Origin of the sequence: Virgisporangium aliadipatigenens, assembly GCF_016863615.1 — a bacterium.
Classification (GTDB): Bacteria; Actinomycetota; Actinomycetes; order Mycobacteriales; family Micromonosporaceae; genus Virgisporangium; species Virgisporangium aliadipatigenens.
Genome location: NZ_BOPF01000028.1, coordinates 132,170 through 149,255, shown reverse-complemented (window position 1 = coordinate 149,255; position 17,086 = coordinate 132,170). Strand labels below are relative to the sequence as shown.

The 17,086-nt window shown below is 72.5% G+C and carries 12 protein-coding genes; 4 read left to right on the top strand and 8 right to left on the bottom strand.

The annotated features are described in order from the left end of the window. Nucleotides 1-81: 81 nt before the first annotated feature. Nucleotides 82-1,599, bottom strand: a complete 1,518-nt coding sequence (locus tag Val02_RS32190; protein ID WP_239153491.1) for a M28 family metallopeptidase — start codon at nucleotides 1,597-1,599, stop codon at nucleotides 82-84. A 200-nt stretch (nucleotides 1,600-1,799) separates the two neighbouring features. Here Val02_RS32190 and Val02_RS32185 point away from each other — a divergent pair, with 200 nt between their 5' ends. The 3 genes from Val02_RS32185 to Val02_RS32175 all read left to right on the top strand — a co-directional run bounded on the left by Val02_RS32185 (nucleotide 1,800) and on the right by Val02_RS32175 (nucleotide 5,752). Further along, entirely contained in the window at nucleotides 1,800-2,165 is a 366-nt protein-coding gene (locus Val02_RS32185) for an effector-associated constant component EACC1 (RefSeq protein WP_203903024.1), read from the top strand. Further along, the gene (locus Val02_RS32180; protein ID WP_239153490.1) at nucleotides 2,162-3,694 is read left to right on the top strand and encodes a sensor histidine kinase; all 1,533 of its coding nucleotides are present in this window, start codon (nucleotides 2,162-2,164) and stop codon (nucleotides 3,692-3,694) included. The genes Val02_RS32185 and Val02_RS32180 overlap by 4 nt, the downstream gene beginning before the upstream one ends. A 135-nt stretch (nucleotides 3,695-3,829) precedes the next feature. After that, nucleotides 3,830-5,752, top strand: a complete 1,923-nt coding sequence (locus Val02_RS32175; RefSeq protein ID WP_203903023.1) for a hypothetical protein — start codon at nucleotides 3,830-3,832, stop codon at nucleotides 5,750-5,752. A gap of 82 nt (nucleotides 5,753-5,834) precedes the next feature. Here Val02_RS32175 and Val02_RS32170 read toward each other — a convergent pair whose 3' ends face one another. Next, nucleotides 5,835-10,961 (bottom strand): hypothetical protein, encoded by a 5,127-nt coding sequence (locus Val02_RS32170; RefSeq protein WP_203903022.1) that lies wholly within the window; start codon nucleotides 10,959-10,961, stop codon nucleotides 5,835-5,837. A gap of 119 nt (nucleotides 10,962-11,080) precedes the next feature. Here Val02_RS32170 and Val02_RS32165 point away from each other — a divergent pair, with 119 nt between their 5' ends. Then, a complete protein-coding gene (locus tag Val02_RS32165; protein ID WP_203903021.1) occupies nucleotides 11,081-12,517 on the top strand; it encodes a S8 family serine peptidase in 1,437 nt (478 codons plus the stop codon). Here Val02_RS32165 and Val02_RS32160 read toward each other — a convergent pair. From Val02_RS32160 to Val02_RS32135, 6 genes are all read right to left on the bottom strand, one after another. Continuing rightward, a complete protein-coding gene (locus Val02_RS32160; RefSeq protein WP_203903020.1) occupies nucleotides 12,496-13,386 on the bottom strand; it encodes a zf-HC2 domain-containing protein in 891 nt (296 codons plus the stop codon). The genes Val02_RS32165 and Val02_RS32160 overlap by 22 nt on opposite strands. Nucleotides 13,387-13,565: 179 nt before the next feature. Beyond that, on the bottom strand, nucleotides 13,566-14,051 hold the full coding sequence (locus Val02_RS32155; protein ID WP_203903019.1) for a sigma-70 family RNA polymerase sigma factor: 486 nt from the start codon (nucleotides 14,049-14,051) through the stop codon (nucleotides 13,566-13,568). Nucleotides 14,052-14,312: 261 nt separating this feature from the next. Beyond that, nucleotides 14,313-15,671 carry an EsaB/YukD family protein gene (locus tag Val02_RS32150; protein ID WP_203903018.1) on the bottom strand — a complete coding sequence of 453 codons (1,359 nt, stop codon included), beginning with the start codon at nucleotides 15,669-15,671 and terminating at the stop codon, nucleotides 14,313-14,315. A 22-nt stretch (nucleotides 15,672-15,693) separates the two neighbouring features. Then, on the bottom strand, nucleotides 15,694-16,005 hold the full coding sequence (locus tag Val02_RS32145) for a WXG100 family type VII secretion target (RefSeq protein WP_203903017.1): 312 nt from the start codon (nucleotides 16,003-16,005) through the stop codon (nucleotides 15,694-15,696). Nucleotides 16,006-16,044: 39 nt separating this feature from the next. Beyond that, complete coding sequence (locus Val02_RS32140) at nucleotides 16,045-16,407, bottom strand: WXG100 family type VII secretion target (RefSeq protein ID WP_203903016.1); 363 nt, start codon at nucleotides 16,405-16,407, stop codon at nucleotides 16,045-16,047. Between the two features lie 34 nt (nucleotides 16,408-16,441). Further along, on the bottom strand, nucleotides 16,442-17,083 hold the full coding sequence (locus Val02_RS32135) for a LuxR C-terminal-related transcriptional regulator (protein WP_203903015.1): 642 nt from the start codon (nucleotides 17,081-17,083) through the stop codon (nucleotides 16,442-16,444). Nucleotides 17,084-17,086: the final 3 nt, after the last annotated feature.

Sequence of the window (17,086 nt, the reverse complement as noted above, 5' to 3'; positions counted from 1 at the left end):
CCCACGGCAGGAAAGAAGCGCCGGTCCCCCGGACGGGACCGGCGCTTCGCCGTACCTAGCTGGCCTAGCTGGCTACGAGATTCAGCGGACCGCCTGGCCGCCCTTGTGGTCGAACGACGGAGGCGCACTACGCGCCCGACGGCTCCCGTCCGGGAACAGCCCCGTCTTGGTGACGCCCAACGTCAGCACCGCGTGCGCGGCCGCGTCGCCGAGTTCGTTCAGCGCGTTGGTGTTGAGGTTGACGGTGGTGTCGCACGCCTGGTGGTAGCAGACGTCGTAGGCGACGCCGGCCTGCCCGCCGTACACCGCGGCCTGCTCCGGCGTCTTGATCCCCTCGGCGCCGCTGAACAGCCCACCGGCCGGGATCCCCGCCGCGATGAACGCACCGTAGTCCGACCGGCCGTTGAACTCGGTCGGGTCGGCGGCGAGCCCCTGCGCGGCGAAGTAGTCGTTGAAGATGCCCTCGATCTCGGCCGAGCCGGGCGGCCCCGCGGTGCCCGTGGCGGAACCGTCGCCGTCGTACACGAAGCGCACGTAGTTCGGCGAGCCGACCATGTCGAAGTTCAGGTTGGCGTAGATCTTGGCGAACGCCGCGTCGCTCAGGTTGTTGACGTAGTACTCGGAGCCGATGGTGCCCAGTTCCTCGGCGCCCCAGAAGGCGAAGCGCACCTTCTGCTTCAGCTTCACGTTCTGCGCGGTCAGCTGCTCGGCGATCTCCAGGATGGTGGAGGTGCCGCTGCCGTTGTCGTTGATGCCGGGGCCCTCGATGACGGAGTCGAGGTGCGCGCCGACGACGATCGTGCGGTCGGCGTCACCGCCGGGCGAGTCGGCGATGATGTTCCAGGTCTTGGCGGCGGCGTCGACCTCGGTGGAGGTGACGACGCGCATCGTGACCGCTCCGCCCTGCAGCTGCTGGTACAGCGCGGCACCGTCGGCGAAGCTCAGGCCGACGGCCGGGATGGGCTGAGGCGCGCTCAGGCTGCCGATGAACAGTTCGTCCCGCCCCGGCTGGCCCTCGTTGAAGAAGATCACCGCGTCGTAGCCGGCCGCGATGGCGTTCTCCACCTTGACCTGGAAGAAGCAGGTGCCGCGCTGGATGAGCGCGATCTGCGGCTCCGTCGGGGAGGCCGGCGTGAAGTCGGATGCTTCACAGCCCGAGTTGGACGAACCGGCGACCGGCCCCGGCGGGATGACGATGTCGTTCGTGGGCACGATCGTGCCTGTGACGTCGCCGCTGCCGGAGAAGTCGTAGGTGCCGGTCTCGTACGTCTTCGGTGTCGGCGACACCTGGGTCAGCTGCGCGGGAGCCAGCTCCCGGTAGAACGGGAACGTGAACTCCTGCCGCCGCACCGAGTACCCCGCGTCCCGCAGGGTCCTGGCGACGTAGTTCGCGGAGGCGAGGTAGCCCGGTGTGCCGGATGCGCGGGTGCCGCCGTTGTCGTTGGCGATCCGCTGCAGCGCGCGTTCGTGCTGCATGATCCCGGCAACGGTCACCCCGTCGCGGAACTTCTTGGAGTTGACGTTGTCGAGCGCCGAGGCCGGTAATGGCGTCAACGCGATCAGCGTCATGGCCACGGTGGGGATGATCAGTTTGCGCACGGTTCCTCCCAGAGGCTCGTTACGTAGAGGAAACGTATCGATGCGGCGACCTCTCCGGTACGAGATTAAGTGCTCGGGAGGGCATGGAAAGGGATGTTCGCGATTGAGGGGGGCCATGGCCCCTCCTTCGCCGGATCCGGCGACGGTAGCCTACGGACTGCTCCGGCCACCCCCGTGCCGGATGAGCAGGGAGCGCTCACGTGACTGACCTACGGATCGGCATCGACGGCGACGAGGACGCGGAGCGTTCCCTCGCGGACTGGCTCCGCCTGGAGCCGGCCCTGCGCGGCAGGGTCCGCACCCGGCCCGTGCCTCCGTCGCCGGGCAGCATGGGCGCCTTCACGGAGCTGGTGATCACCGGCGTGACGACCGGGCTCATCGCCGTTCTCATGGAATCGATCAAGGTGTGGATCGGACAGCGACGGGGCCCCGCGGCGGCCGTGCCGGTCTCCATCGCCATCACCACCGAGGACGGTGAGACGGTCTCGGTCTCGGCCGGGACGGTCGAGCAGGCCGACGAGGCGCTGCGGATCGCACTGGAGCGCAGCGGGGACGGGTCCGCGTGAAGGACTGGACCCTCAGCCGCCGGGTGAGCGCGCTCTTCGCCGGCGTCTCGACGGTGCTCGTCCTGATCGCCCTGGTCACGGCCGGTGCGGTGGCGGTGTATCGGGCCGGCGGCGAGCAGGTGATGGACAACCTGACGCCGGCCCGGGTCAACTCCGAGCGGCTCTACCAGGGGCTGTTGCGCCAGCAGACGAGCGCGCGGACCTTTCTTCTGACGGCGCGCGAGGACGACCTGGCGACCTACCGGGACGCGGTCACGGCCGAGTCGGGGCTGATCACCGAGACGCTGCGGCTGCTGCGCGACGAGCCGCAGCTGCGCGATGACCTGGAGGCGATCCGCGACGCGCTGGCCACCTACCGCCGGGAGATCACCGAGCCGTTGATCGCCGCCGCCCGGGCCGACGGCCCGAGCGCGGCCCTTGCCACACCCACGGACCGGTCGAGGACCGTCTACCGCGCCGCCTCCGACCGGATCACCCTTCTGGGAGAGCATCTGGTCGAACGTCGTGACGAGGTGCGCGCCGACGTCAACAGCTCAGGGCGGCTGCTGCTGGCGCTGCTGCTGTTCGCCGCGGCGGTGATCGCGGTCGCCGGGTTCATGCTGGTGACGATCCTGCGCCGGCTGATCACGCTGCCGGTGAGTGCGCTCGCCTCCGAGGTGCGGCTGGTGGCCGACGGCGACTACGAACGCCGATTGTCCGCCAAGGGTGCGCCGGAGCTGGTCGAGCTCGCCACCGACGTGGACCGGATGCGCCGCCAGATCGCCGACGACCTGGCGGTCGTGCGCAACGCGCGGGAGACCATCGAGGAGGCCAACGCACAGCTGCGCGCGCAGACGGAGGAGCTGACCCGTTCCAACCGGGACCTGGAGCAGTTCGCGTACGTCGCCTCGCACGACCTGCAGGAGCCGCTGCGCAAGGTGGCCAGCTTCTGCCAGCTGCTGCAGCGCCGCTACGCGGGCCAGCTGGACGAACGCGCCGACCAGTACATCCACTTCGCCGTGGACGGGGCGCAGCGGATGCAGCGGCTGATCAACGACCTGTTGGCGTTCTCGCGGATCGGCCGGATCACCAACGAGTTCACCGAGATAGATCTGAAGAAACTGGCCTCGGAGGCCGCCGCCTCGCTCGACTCCGTGCGCACGGCGCAGGCCGCGGAGATCACCTGGGACGACGACCTGCCGGTGGTCCGCGGCGAGGAGCCACTCCTGCAGGCCCTCGTGACCAACCTCTTCAGCAACGCCCTCAAGTTTCACAAGCCGGACCTACCGGCGAAGGTGCACCTGTCCGCCCGGCGGGTGGACGACGAGTGGGAGCTCTCCTGCCGCGACAACGGCATCGGCATCCCGCCCGAGTACGCGGACAAGGTTTTCGTCATCTTCCAGCGGCTGCATCCGAAGGACAGCTATCCGGGCACCGGCATCGGGCTGGCCATCGTCAAGAAGATCATCGAGTACCACGGCGGCCGGACCTGGGTCGACGCCGACTATCGGGAGGGTGCGGACATCCGCCTGACCTTCCCGGCCACATGAACGGAAGATAATCCACACGAACGGAAAATCTTCGGGCTGTCGGTGAACCGACACGCCCCGTGTTCCGTCATGCTCTCCGGAGATTCTTTAAGGTCCGTTTAAGGGAGGCCGGATGGCGCAGGGTGGTGTGTGCCGATGACGGCCGCTGAACCCCCGGCCGCGGCAGCCGCTGCAGCCGTGGCCCACGCGCCACGCCCCCGCCACGCACCAGAGATCGACGCGCGGCGACACCGGCGCATCGACGGGCTGCACGACGTGTGGCTCATCCCGCACCCCTCCGGCGGCGTCACCACACCCGACGACCCCCGCACCACCATGACCGCGGGGCTGCTCGCCGAGATGGTGCGCCGTTCCGGCACCGCCGCCGAGGACGTGCGGATCCTGGTCAGCGACGGCGGCAGCCGGCTCGACATGTTCCGCGACATGGCCTCGCTGCTCGGCCACGACGTCCTCGTCTGCCCGGCCGGGGCGGTGCTGCGCCAGCAGGCCGCCAACGGCGACCCCACCGGCCCGCTCGACGCCGTCCCGGTCGACGAGACCACCGGCCGCGTCGTCGACTGGGAACTCGTCCAGCCGCTCGGCCGCGCCACCGACCTGCCCGGCTGGTTCGCGCTGCACGACGGGCTCGTGCGCCCGCGCACCGGCGTCGTCGCGCTGCCGCTGCCCGGCGGGCTCGCCCTCGCCACTCGCGCCGACTTCGTGACCCGCCGCGCCGTCGCCGCCCGCCTGCTCACCCGCATCCCCGGGCTGGCGACCGTCGCCGTCACCGTGCGGGCCGGCGGCTTCCTGGTCGGCGACTACCGGGGAACGCAGGACGTCGTCGGCGGCGACCTGCTCGCCGCGGCGCTCGGCGGCCTTCCCCTGTACGGCGGCGACGTGCGCATGTGGCTCACCTGGCCGACCGAGCCCGAGGCGCAGCAGCGGCTCGTCGCCAACCTCGCGGCCCTCGCCCGCACCGCCGGCGCACGCGTGTGGGCGCCCCCGCCCGGCGGCAGCGTCGAACTCGTCGACGGCGCCGACCTGCGCGCCCTCGACCGCCTCGGCCGGCCCGCGCCGTGGCAGTCGCACGAGATCCCCGGCTGCATGTGGAGCACCCGGTTCCGGCCCGACGACGACGGCACCCTGCACCCCGCCGACGGCACCGTCGTGCGCCACGCGACGGCACCCGTGCGCACCGAACGCCCCGGCCCGCCCGTGCAGCCCGCGCCGCACATGGTCCCGGACACCGTGAAGGGCGCGCCGTTCGGCGTCCCGTGGCTGCCCGACCAGCCGTTCGTCAACGCCGAGACCGTGGAGCTGTACGTCGCCACCGCCCGGCCACCCGTCGCCGTCGCGCTCGCCGGCGTGCCCAGCCCCGACCTGTTCCTGTTCGGGCGGCTGCGGCCGCGGCCGTTCGAGGCCGGCCGGGAGCCCGGGTACCTGCTGCGCGTCAAGGTCGGCAAGGGCGCCGCCGTGCAGATCTCCGGCATGGGCAGCCACGTGCCCGCGCACCTGCAGCACCTCATGCGGGCCAGCGACGCCTATCTGCTGCCGATCGGGCGGCTCGACCGGGTTCGCCTCCTCGCCGGGTACCGCCTCGAGGCGGACGGCACCATCGACGGCGACCCGGACCTGTTCAAGGAGGCGCCGCTGCTCCTGCAGAGCGCGCAGGCGCACCACGGCGCACCGGGGCTGCCCACCGACGTCGAACGCTGGCCGAGCGGCCGCGACCGCACGATGTTCGTGCGCCTGCCGGCCAACGCGCGGCGGCTCCCGCCCGGCTGGCTGGTGCTGCACCGGCGCAAGCCGGACCCGTTGCCCGGACATGTGCTCGTCGAGGTGAGCGTGCCCAAGCGCCGCGCCATCGACATCGTCGCGAGCGAACGCCAACTGGCCGGCTTCCGGGCGTTACGCAGCCGGATCGGCAAACTGCGGGCGGCCGGCCTCGAGCTGATCCTGCCCAGCCGTTCCTACGAACGCGTCACCATGAAGCGGCTCTACAAGGCCACCCCCGGCGGCTGGGAATCCGTCGCCCGCGGCCACTCCCGCCCCCTGACGTCGGGCCTCCCCAACCTCTGACCCGGCGCTCCGTGTCGGCAGGGCTCGTCGGCCCGGTGTAACGCCAGCCACGTCGTGCGGCGCCGATTCGGTGGCTGGCGTGTCACCCGTCGCGATCTTCGCCGATGTCGCCGGCACCATCGGACTGTTGGACGGTGTCGCCGAACCCCCGGGACCCCGCCCTGCGGGCCGCTGCGGCGGACGTCCCGTCAGCCGGTGTGGCCGGCCCGGCCGTGTAGCTGCCGACCGACGACACCCGCGCCGCCGGAACATGCTGCACCCCACCGTCACCGCCCACCGGCACCGGCGTAGCCACCGGCTCGTACGCGATCGGCACCGGTGCACCCGGCTGCGGCCCGCTCTCCACCGGCACCGGCTGCCTGACCGGCCCGCCCTGCCCCGGAACGGGCACCGGCTGCCGCACCGGCCCGCCCTGCCCCGGCACCGGCCTCGGCACCGGCGCCTCCCCCACCGGAACGGGCACCACCCGCGGCGCGCTCCCGTAAGGCCCCGCCTGCTGAGGCACCGGCACGCCGCCGCTCGCCGCCTGAGGCACACCCGCCGCCGAGCCGTGCACGCCGTAGTACCCGGAGGGGCCACCCGCCGTCGGGTCCGGGGTGCCGTGGTGCCCGGCGTCGGCCGGCACCCAGCTCTGCTCCCACTGCTGCGCGGGCACCTCCGGAGCCGAACCCTGCCCCGGCGTCCACTGTGGAGCGTGCCCGTACGGCACCTGGTCCGACGCCCACTGGTCGACCGGCACCTCCGGCACCTGACCCTGCGCCGCCGCGCCCACTCCCGGCTCGGCCGTCCACTGTGGACCGTGGCCATATGGCGCCTGACCATGCATCCAGTGATGGGACGGTGCCTCAGCTGCCGAAGAGGCCGGCACCTGGCCCTCCGCCCACTGCGGCGCCGGCGCGGGGAACGCATGACCCTGCGCCCATTGATGCAGGTCCGCAACCGGCACGTGATCCTGCGCCGGCGCGGTCGGCGTCTGACCCTGCACCCATGGGTGGGCGTTCGCGTCATGCTCCGGGGCGCTCGGCACCGGACCCCGGTGTTGCGCCGGCACGACCGGGGCCTGACCCGGCGGCCACGGCTGCGCCGACGCGTCGTACGGCGGCGGCACGGCATAGGGATCGGACCCGTATGTCGACGGCACGGCATAGGGATCCGGATCCGGCTCTTGCCACTGCGCCTGGCCTTCCGGCACCGGGGCCGCGTTCTGTGCCCACGAGTCATGCGTCGGCGACGGCGGCACATGCGTCCGGGGCGGACCGCTCCACATCGAGCCCGACCCACTCACCTGCGCGGGAGCGCCCACAGGACCACCGACCCCGGGACGCCCGGAAACACCATCCGCGTGACCCACCGACCAGGACGCCCCGGAATCACCCTCCACCCGACCCGCCGGCCAGTGCTGGGCGGAAGCGCCCTCCCCCTGGCCCGCCGGCCAAAGCTGCCCGGCGTCGCCCGGTCCACCCGGCGGAGCGACGCCCGCGTCTGCTTCACTCGCTACCCATGCCGCGGCCGAAGCGGCACCGTGGTGCCCGGCGACCGGCTGCGCGACACCCGCGTCCTCGTGCCCCGCCCACGACGGCGCGACACCGGCCTCCGCCTGATCCCCGGACCACGGCTGCACCGGGACGGCGTCCGCATGCCCCGCTGCCCACGTCCGACCGGCGTCGGCATGCTCCTGGCCGACCACCCGTTGCCACGCGGCACCGGCCTCCGCACTACCTCCCACAATCGGCTGCCCCGAACCGGCACCGCCCGCCCACGACTGCACAGCGCCCGCATCGGCCACCCACGGCTGCGCCGAAACGGCCTCCGCATGCTCCGCCGGGACACCGGTGTCGAAACCCGGGGCGGCATGCTCCTGCGCCCACGCGCTCGATTCCGTCGACCATGCGGCCACGACCCCGGACGGCTCGGCACCGGCCGGAGCCACGTGATCCGCGGCGGAGTCGGCCCGGTCCACACCGTGCTCCGACAACTGGTCACCGGCATCCGCCGGCGCCTCGGGCATCCCGTCCACCACGTGCGCCGCAGACCCGACCTCTGTCTGCGCGACGGCTGCGTCCGGTGCTTCAGCGACCACCCGATCCGCCCCGTGCGTGGGCCTCTCACCCGACACCAGCGGATCATCCTCAATGAAGGCCGGCCCGTCCGGCGCATCCGCCGGCACCCCACCAGACAGCCCGACATCCGCCCGATCCACCTCACGCGAGGCCGACCCATCGGACCCGTCCACCGACACCGGACCCGGCGCACCGGCATCCGCTTCGGTCGTCTCGACCACCGCCGGCTGGTCCGATACGTCCGCAGCCGACGGTGCGGGCGCAGACGAAGGGTCAGGCGCATCGCCGGGCGACAGCCCGGAGGAGTCCGCGGACGATGAGCCGGATGCGTCTACGTGCGAGGAGCCGGATGTGTCCACCTCCGGCGTGCCGTGGGCGAGGGCAGCTGCGGGATCCTGCGACAGTCCCACCGGTGCCGGTTCGGGCAAAGGGGTGACAGCGGAAACGGCCGGTGCCTGTTCGGGGATGCGGGCTGCGGCCGGCTCGTGGGCGTTGGAATGCGTGCCGGCTGCGGGCCCGGCGACGGAAGGGACCGCCAGGTTCCACCGGGCGGGCATGACGGCACCGATCAGCAGCGGCACGTTGCCGGTCGCCGCGAGCAGGTCCCGCGCGACGGCGAGCTCAGCCTCGTTCGGCGACTCGGCGATGACGACGCCCCGATCCCCGCCCGGCGGCGGCCCGAACTCCGCCACGCGCACACATCCCGCCGGCGGCACCGGCCCGAGTACATCGCCGACCACGGTTACCGGCACGCCGTCGGTCATGAGCCGACGCACGATCGCGATCAGGTGACGCTTGCAGGTTTCCGGGTCGCCGGCCATCGTGACGACGTCCGGCGCGCGGCTCAGATCCACCCGTAGCGACCAGGGTCCCCGAGCGCCAAGCACCACCGGGAACTGCGCCGCCGGCGGCTGCTCTCCATCCGCCACCCACGCGTAGGGCGGGTCCGTGGCGTCGCCGCCGATACCGGTCAGGCGCACCCGGATGGGGCCGTCCACTGTGGACAACTCGGCGCGCAGGTCGGGCGCGGCACCGCGGAAGTCCGCGACGGGGCGGGTTCCGTCGTCCGGCACCGAGCGGTCTTCCTCCCAACCGTCGCCGTCGCCCAAGACTGCGGCTCGTTGCGCCGTGGCCGGTGGTCGGCCGGCCGGGCCGGACGGCTCTACCCCGTGGCCGTTGCTACGGGCGCCGCCTGCGTCCGGATCGGCGTCGTCCGCAGACCCGTCCGCCGGCCACTCGCCCCATGGCTCACCGTCCCCGGCCGCATCGTCCCGACCGCCCGCGCCATGTGGACCGCCACCGGCGAACGCACCTCGGGAATCGCCGCCACCCACCGATTCATCACGGTCACGCCAACCCGCACCAGGCGGACCGCCGCCGCGCGAGCCGCCGACACCCGCAGAAACATCACCGTCCCGACGACCGGCACCATGCGGATCGCTGCCGCCAAACGCACCGTCGGAATCGCCATCACCCACTGTGGTGTCATCGTCAGGGCGGCCCGCACCACGCGGACCAACGCCGGCGAAGCCACCGCGCGAATCAGCGTGAGCCGCAGAATCGTCGCCGTCGCTGCCATGCGCACGGGTGCCCCGGAATTCGTCGTCCGGCCCCGGCCCGCCGTAGCGGTCGTCCGGGTCGTCGCTCCACGCATCGTCGCGACCGTCCGCGTCACGTCGCCCGCCGCGGGGCGATGACCCGCCACGACCGCGCTCGCCCCGCCGGTCATCGGCATGGCCGTCCGCTCCCGACGGATCGTCGTGACGGGCCGGATCCACGGAGCCGCCGGACTCGCCGGAGCGACCGACACCGGAGGAACGGCCGGGTGCCCCGGCCTGTCGCGGATCGTCCTCGGCCGAGTGCGGGATCGCCCGCCCGGGTCCGCGTCCGATCGGCCCGGAAAGCCCACCGGTGGACCATCCACCCAACTCCGCCGCACTTCCCCGAAGCGACCCGCCGGAGGTGAACCCGCCGGAGCCGAAGCCCCCGCTGCCCGAGCCGGAAGCCGACCCGCCGCCCGAGGAAGGACCTCCAGAGCCAGGCTCACCACCGGAGGCAGCAACATCCGAGCCAGCCCCACCGCCAGAGCCGGCCCCATCACCCGAAGCAGCACCACCAGAGCGAGACCCACCACGAGAGGCACCACCACGGAAGCCAACGCCGCCCGATGAGGCGCCCTCCCGATCAGCCCCATCCGCAGATGAACCGCCCGCAAACGAGCCGTCCGACGAGGAGCCGTCCCCGGAAGCCGACCCGTCAGCGGATTCCCCGCCCTCGGCAAACCCGCCACGCACCGACTCGTCACGCCCGAACCCGTCACGCCCCCGGCCGAAACCCTGTGGCGCCCGCGCCCCGGGCCGCTGCCCACCGGACCCGGGACCGGACGAATCAGATCCGGCATCCGGAGCATCGGCCCCGCCGCGCGGCATCAGCGACAACGCATCCCGCTCCACCCCGTCGTACTCCTCCGGCACCGCAGCCGTGCGCGCCGGACGCCGAGGCGCACCCGGGCCACCAGCGCCACCAGCGCCACCAGGACGACCAAAGCCACCGGAGCCGCCAGAGGGCTTACGCGGCGATGTCGGCCCCGAGCCGCGCGAACGGCCCCCGGCGGTCGCCGCAGCCGGCCGGCGGGGCCGCCGCAGCACGAGCAGCGCGAGCGCGAACAGCACCACGGTCAGCACCGTCGCGCCGACCCGGATGATCATCGTTTCGGACGCGATGTCGTCCGCGCTCGCCTTGGCATCGGGAGCCGGCGACTGCGCGGGTGGGCGCGACGCCGCCTGGCTGGGCACGCTCGACGGGGTGTACGGGGGGATCGGCCCGACCTTCACGCCGGGGCCGCTCGCATCGGGCGGCAGGGCGAGAATCCAGCCGGGCCGCAGGTCCATCGCGTCGGTGAGGATTCCGCCGTCGGGCTGGACGCGGTCGGCGTTCAGGTCGAAGATCTCCCGGTACCGGTTGCCGTTCTTCAGGGTGCGCACCGCGATGCCGAAGAGGTACTCACGCTGTGCACCGACGGGTTCACCGACGATGTAGTACTTGCCGGTGTCGGGTGCGGCGTGGACCGCTCCGGCGGGCCAGAACGGGACGAGCAGAAGTGCGAGGAGCGCGACCGACAGAACCCGCCGCCGAACCCGACTGTCCACTGTGGTCAGTGCTCCGTCCCTACCCCGCCGGCCACCGGTCCACCTGCGGGAAGGCCCCGAATGGCGGGGTGGTCGATGTCCAGTATGTTGTGAGTGTCCCGACGTGTGCGGAGGTGCCGGTGACCCGATTGCTGGCGGAACGGGTACGGCGGTGGTGCCTGGCCTCCCTCGTGGTCGGACTGTTCGCCGTCGTCGCCGCCGGCGCTGGTGTGCCCGCACTCGCCGAACCCGCCGAAGGGTACGTCAAGTACTACGCGGTCCGCCCTGCGGCGTCGGGCAAGACGGAGACGCTGAGCGCCATCTCCCTGCGACTTCTCGGCGACGCCGCACGTTCCGCCGAGATCTTCGACCTGAACGCGGGCCGCAAGCAGCCCGACGGCGGCGCCCTCAAGGATCCCAACGCCCTGACCGCCGGCTGGCTCCTCGTCCTGCCCTGGGACGCGGTGGGCGACGGCGTGCAGGTGGGGCTGCTGCCCGCGGGCAGCGGCACGGCGCCCTCGCCCGCCCCGACCGGCTCCCCCGCCCCCGGCTCGGCGGCCGGCGGCGACGAGGGCTGCGGCCCGCCCGGCAGCGGCCCCACGGCCAACCTGCCCTGGGCGCAGCTGCGGCTGGCGCCGGATCGGGCCTGGACGAAGGGCAAGGGCGAGGGCGTGACGGTCGCCGTGCTCGACTCGGGGGTCGAGGCCGACGTTCCCGCGCTCGCCGGCCGGGTCCTGCCCGGCAACGACGTGACCGGCACCGGCGGCCGCGCAGACACCGACTGCGTGGGCCACGGCACCGCGATGGCCGGCATCGTGGCGGCCGGCGTGCGGAGCGACACCAGGTTCGTCGGGATGGCGCCGGAGGCCCGGATCCTGCCGGTGCGGATCAACAGCGACGATCCCGCACAACTGGCCGCCGCCCTGGAGGCCGCCACGACGGCCGGGGCGTCGGTGGTGATGTTCGGGGTGTCGGTCAACATCGGCGACGCGAAGGTCTCCGCCGCGATCGACGCCGCGGTCGCGCGCGGGACGGTCGTCGTCGTGCCGGCCGACCGCAACGGCCGCACGCGCAGCGGCCGCGAGGGGCTGCTGCGGGTGGGGGCCGCCGGCACGGACGACCTGCCGGCGGAGAAGTACCCGGCCGGCTCCGTCGACGTGCTCGCCCCGGGGGTCAACGTCGCGAGCCTGAGCGTCAACCCGGCCGCGCAGGTGACCGGCACGGGCGCGGACTTCGCGGTGCCGTTCGTGGCCGGGGTGGCGGCCCTGGTGCGGTCGGTGTTTCCCCAGCTGTCCGCCGCGCAGGCGGCCGACACGGTGCGCCGCACCTCCGGCGGGGGCGGCCGGAGCGCGCCCGATTCCGCCATCGGCTGGGGGATGGTCGACCCCGGCGCGGCCGTCGGCGTGACGGTGCGCCGGGACACCGGCAGTACTCATTCGCAGCAGGTGTGGAAGAACGGTCAGGGCGCGGCGCTGCTGTTCGGCCTGGTGATCGTGGCCACGCTCGCTTTCGCCTTGCGGTGCTGGGGTCCGTTGCGACGTCGGCCGCGGACCGGTCACCGCGGCGATGCCGGCTGACCGGACGTGGCGGGCCGACCCCGGTTGATGTGGGCGGTGACGAGAACGGAGCCGTCGAGCTTCGTGATCGAGAAGAAGGAGAGGCTGTCGACGGGTGCGTCGCACTCGCCGGTGATGTCCTGGATGCCGGCCGCGGCGGTCCAGTCGGAGAGCAGGAAGCTCTCGCCGTTGGTGTTCACCGCGAGGAGCTGGTGGCGTTCGCCGGCGGGCAGGCCGCCGACGGTGGCGGCGACGGTGGAGGTGCGCCCGTTGCCGACGACGCGCACGGAGAGGCTGACCCCGCTGGTCAGGTCGGTGCCGGTCGCGGCGAGCGTGACGTCCTGGCCGGGCGTGCCGCCGCCGCGCATGATCGACCAGCCGAGGCCGATGCCGCTGAGCACGAGCACCAGTGCGACCGCGCCGATCAGGATCCCGTTGCGCCGGCCGCGCTTGGGACGCGTGCCGCCCTTCGGCCGTCCCGCGGGCGACCGCGGTGCCGCGCCGCGTGCGGGGGCGGAGACCCGGGGTCCGCCGTTCTCGCGCGGCGTGGTGGACTCACGGCGTCCGGAGGTACCGGTGGGCCTCGGTCGAACGGGTGATGCGACGGCCTCATTCCGCCGAGGAGCCGCGTTCGGGGTGCGCCGTGGGGAGCCGGGTGCCTCGGGCGGTGCGTAGGCGGCCACGAGCGCCTCAGCCTCGTCCGGCGGCACCAGCGCGAGCATGTCCAGCACGGGCTCCAGCCGTTCGGCCTCGGCCAGGCATTCCCGGCACCGCGCCAGATGCGTCTCGAACGCCTCGCGTTCGGCGGCGGGCAGTGCGCCCACCAGGTACTGGCCGAGCCTGAGGTGCTCGTCGGGGGGCCGCCCACCCGGGGCGGGTTGTGTTTCCACGGTGCCCATCCTCACGCAGCCCCGGCCCGGCGCAGTTCGCCGCAGCTCGCCATGTCGCTCCTTCGCACGGCTCCGGCCGCCGCCCCCGTTAGGTCAGCCTGTCGGAACCCGTGTCAATTGAACGTCTCGCGACCCGGGATGGTTCACAGGATTGCTGCGTGAATTCGAAGAGGTGTGCGTCACACTTTCTCGTCGCCGATTGCGATACCAAGTGCACGTAGTGCGTAGAACGTGCGTGATTTGACCGTTCCCTCGGGAATGCCCAGGCGCTCGGCGGCCTCGGCGGTGGTCGAACCGCGGTAGTAGAGCTCCACGAGGACGCTGCGGTGCTCGGGCGTCAGGGCCGGGAGCGAGGAGCGCACGGTCTGGACGGCCACCATCCGCTCGACGGCGTCGCCGGTGGCCGGCAGCCGGGTGATGTCGGTGAGGTGAACCTCCGACGGGCGGGCCTGGCGGGCCCGGGCCGCGTCGATGGCCGCGTTGCGGGCCACCGTGTACAGCCAGGGGCGCAGACCCTCGCCCTCGGCGGGGAGGTCGTGGATGTTGCGCCAGGCTCGCAGGAGGACCTCTTGGAGCAGGTCCTCGGCGAGCTCACGATCGCCCAGCGTCAACCGGAGCAGATAGCGCAGAAGCGGAGCGGCGTGCGTGTCGTGCAACGCCCGCATGCGCCCGTTTGCGTCTGTCTCGTTCTGGGACTTTGGTCCCGGGTTCCGGGTGATGTGCTGGTCCGGCGTTGTTTCTCTTGACCGCGCGGACACCGGCCTCCCCTTTCTGGACCTCGCCCCATAGAAAAGTGTCGCAAACCTCGCGACAAGTCCCCTTAAGGGGACGGCCGAACCGTCCCCCGGCCTGTCCGTCCAGGTAAGAGCGCCCTTTCGGGCGGAGCGTAACGCAGAAATTCAAAGCGGAACGGAACCGAACCGTGACTAACCGCCGAGCCGCCGGCCCAGGTCGATCAGCTCACCGAAGATCCCGAACGCCCCCATCGCGAGCGGCGCGGTGGCGAGGTTGCAGATCATCAGGACCACTTCGACCTTGGAACGCCGCGGCGGCGGCACGGCACCGCCCAGCTCCAGGTCGGCGTCCCGTTCGGGGCGGATCGGCGACAACACGATCCCCAGCCCGACACAGAGCACGGCGAGCCCACCGGTCGTCAGGAGCGCCGCGACGAGCCCGCCCCCGCCCAGCCAGTGCGCCAGCCCCAGAACGGCCGAGAAGACGCCCACGAGCCCGGCGAGCGCGTACTGCACGATCTCGGTGCCCGTCCCGGCCTGCTGGACGCGTAAGAGCAGTCCGACGGTCGTCACGACGGTCAGCGCGTACGCGAACCCGTGCCCGGCCGTGGCGAGGATCGGCAACGACACGATCAACGCGACGACTGGTCCACCGATCACGATGGACATCAGCTGCCCGGCGCGGTCGAGCATGTTCGTGACCGCCTGGGCCATCGGCCCCCGGCTGCCCGGCGCCCGGGAACCCCACGCGGCGATCCCGGCGGCGAGCCCCTTGGCGGCGCCCATCATCGTCACGGCCACCACGACGACCACGGAGGCGGCCTGGACGCGGTTCGTGTCCAGGAACAGCAGCAGCGGCGCCAACAGGCCGGCCACGAGCAGCTGGATCTCGATGGCGACCAGCACCATCTCGGGCGTGGCGGCGAGCGCCATGACCAGTCCGAGGTTGCCGCCGGCGATGGCGCCCGTCCAGCGGCTGTCGTTGCCGGCGATGGCCTGCGTGACGAGCGCGCCCGCGCCGGCCATCAACACGGCCGCGGTCACCGACATCGCCACGCACAGCAGCGGCGGGACGGCCGCCCGCTTCTGCGCCATCGTCCAGGCGCCGACGAGCAGGCCGAGGGCGCCCAGGGTCAGGCTCACCCCACCGGCGAGCGCGTCGGTGCCGGTGACGGCCACCAGGACCGACGTCCCGGCCAGCCACAGCAGGGAGACCACGGCGAGGACGGTGCCGCGCGACGGGATGCGCTGTCGCCGCCGGGCGGTCTCGTCGGCGACCAGTTCGTCGATGTCCTCGATGACCGGCTCTCCGGCCGGGTCGGCGGCGATGTCGGTCAGGTACAGGACCGACCCGTCGGTGATGCCGGCCGCGGCGAGCGAGGTCTCCAGTGCCAACGGTGCCGCGCCGGCGCGGGCCAGGGACCACGCCGGCGGGAACACGTCGTGCGTGTCCTGTCCGCACATGTCGGCCAGCCGGCCGGCGTACTCCCCCACCGGGGCGACGCTGGGAAGCGCCACGTCCACCCGCTTGCGGGTCCCGACAACGGTCACGCGGCTGCGCTGACCCGACACGTCAGTGCTTCCAGTAGTTCGTGTTGGTGAGCTCGGCCTCGGAGTAGTTCGTCCAGTTGATGTGCATGATCCGGGCGATGATGGCCATGATCCCGTCGGGGCCGAAGAGGCCGTCGGCGGAGAGGTTCCACATGTCCTGCAGGCCCTGGTAGTAGGTGTGCGCCCCACCGACCCAGTCGCCGGCGATGGGGGCGAGCTGGCCCTCCAGCCATTCGAGCTGGTCGAGGATGGCCTGGCCCCGGGTGTGGATGTCCCGGCTGACCGACTCCAGGTCGTTCGGGATCACCATCGTGGTGCCGTCGATGTTGGGCATCGTCCGTCCTTCCTGCCTTCGTCGAACGTGTGCGTCGGGTCAGAGGTTCGCGGGCGGAACCGGGGGACGGATTTCGTCGATCTTGATGCCCGGGATGTCGCCGTCGATGCCGACGAGGTTCTTGATCGCGCTTTCCTCGGCCATGGTGTAGTTGATGTAGTTGCCGCGCAGGCCGCTACCGATGCCGCTGAGCGCGAGGTTGAGCATCCCGGCGTAGATGTCGAAGTCCGTCATCAGCACGCCGAACGTCTCCGACGCGACGCCGTGGTACTTCTCCTGCACGCCCTGGACGTAGGCCTTGAGCTGGCCGAGCTGCTCGGCGACGTTCTGCGCGGTGGTGTCGCACGCGGCGGCACCGGTGCTGACGATGTCCGGTGTGAGCTTGAAGCCGCTGCCATCCATGCGGACCCGGGTCCCTTCTGTCGGTGAGCGTGGGTCAGGCTGCCGGGAACTGGCGTACCTCGGCCGGCAGGTGGCCGAGCTCGATCGCCATCCGGGTGAGTTCGGCCTTGTTGCCGACGTTCAGCTTGGCGCGGATGCGCTTGGCGTAGGTGTTGACCGTCGCCTCGGTCAGCCGCATCCGGTTGGCGATCTGGGCGTGCGTGAGGCCCCGGGCGATCCAGCGCAGGGTCTCCACCTCCCGGGGGGCGAGCCCGCTGGGCTCCTCGGCGCCGCTGCGGCCCATCTCGGCGAGGAACCGGTCGACCAGTTCGGGGCAGACGTAGAAGCCGCCGTCGCCGACCGCCTTCAACGCCGCGACGACCACCTCACCGCGCGAACGGCTGGTGACGTAGCCGCGCGCCTTGGCCCGGATCACCGCGCCGAGCATCGGCGGGCGTTCCCACGCGGCCGACGCCACGATGGGGCCGTGCGCGGAGAGTGCCAGCAGCTCCGGCGCGACGGGCAGGCCGGTGCGCGAGGACAACTCCAGGAACACCGCGTCGAAGCGCGCCTCGACGTCGAGTTCGTCGCTGTTCTGCACCGAGGCCGCCACGGTCAGGCCGGGTGCGTCGGAGACGACCTTCTCCAGACCCAGCCGCTTGACCGGGTGGTCGTCGACGATCGCGATGGTGAGCATCCG

Excerpts from the sequence above, each read along its gene's own strand:
- Val02_RS32135 (WP_203903015.1), bottom strand. The coding sequence starts at position 17,083 with ATGCTCACCATCGCGATCGTCGACGACCACCCGGTCAAGCGGCTGGGT.
- Val02_RS32145 (WP_203903017.1), bottom strand. The coding sequence starts at position 16,005 with ATGCCCAACATCGACGGCACCACGATGGTGATCCCGAACGACCTGGAG.
- Val02_RS32140 (WP_203903016.1), bottom strand. The coding sequence starts at position 16,407 with ATGGATGGCAGCGGCTTCAAGCTCACACCGGACATCGTCAGCACCGGT.
- Val02_RS32155 (WP_203903019.1), bottom strand. The coding sequence starts at position 14,051 with ATGCGGGCGTTGCACGACACGCACGCCGCTCCGCTTCTGCGCTATCTG.
- Val02_RS32175 (WP_203903023.1), top strand. The coding sequence starts at position 3,830 with ATGACGGCCGCTGAACCCCCGGCCGCGGCAGCCGCTGCAGCCGTGGCC.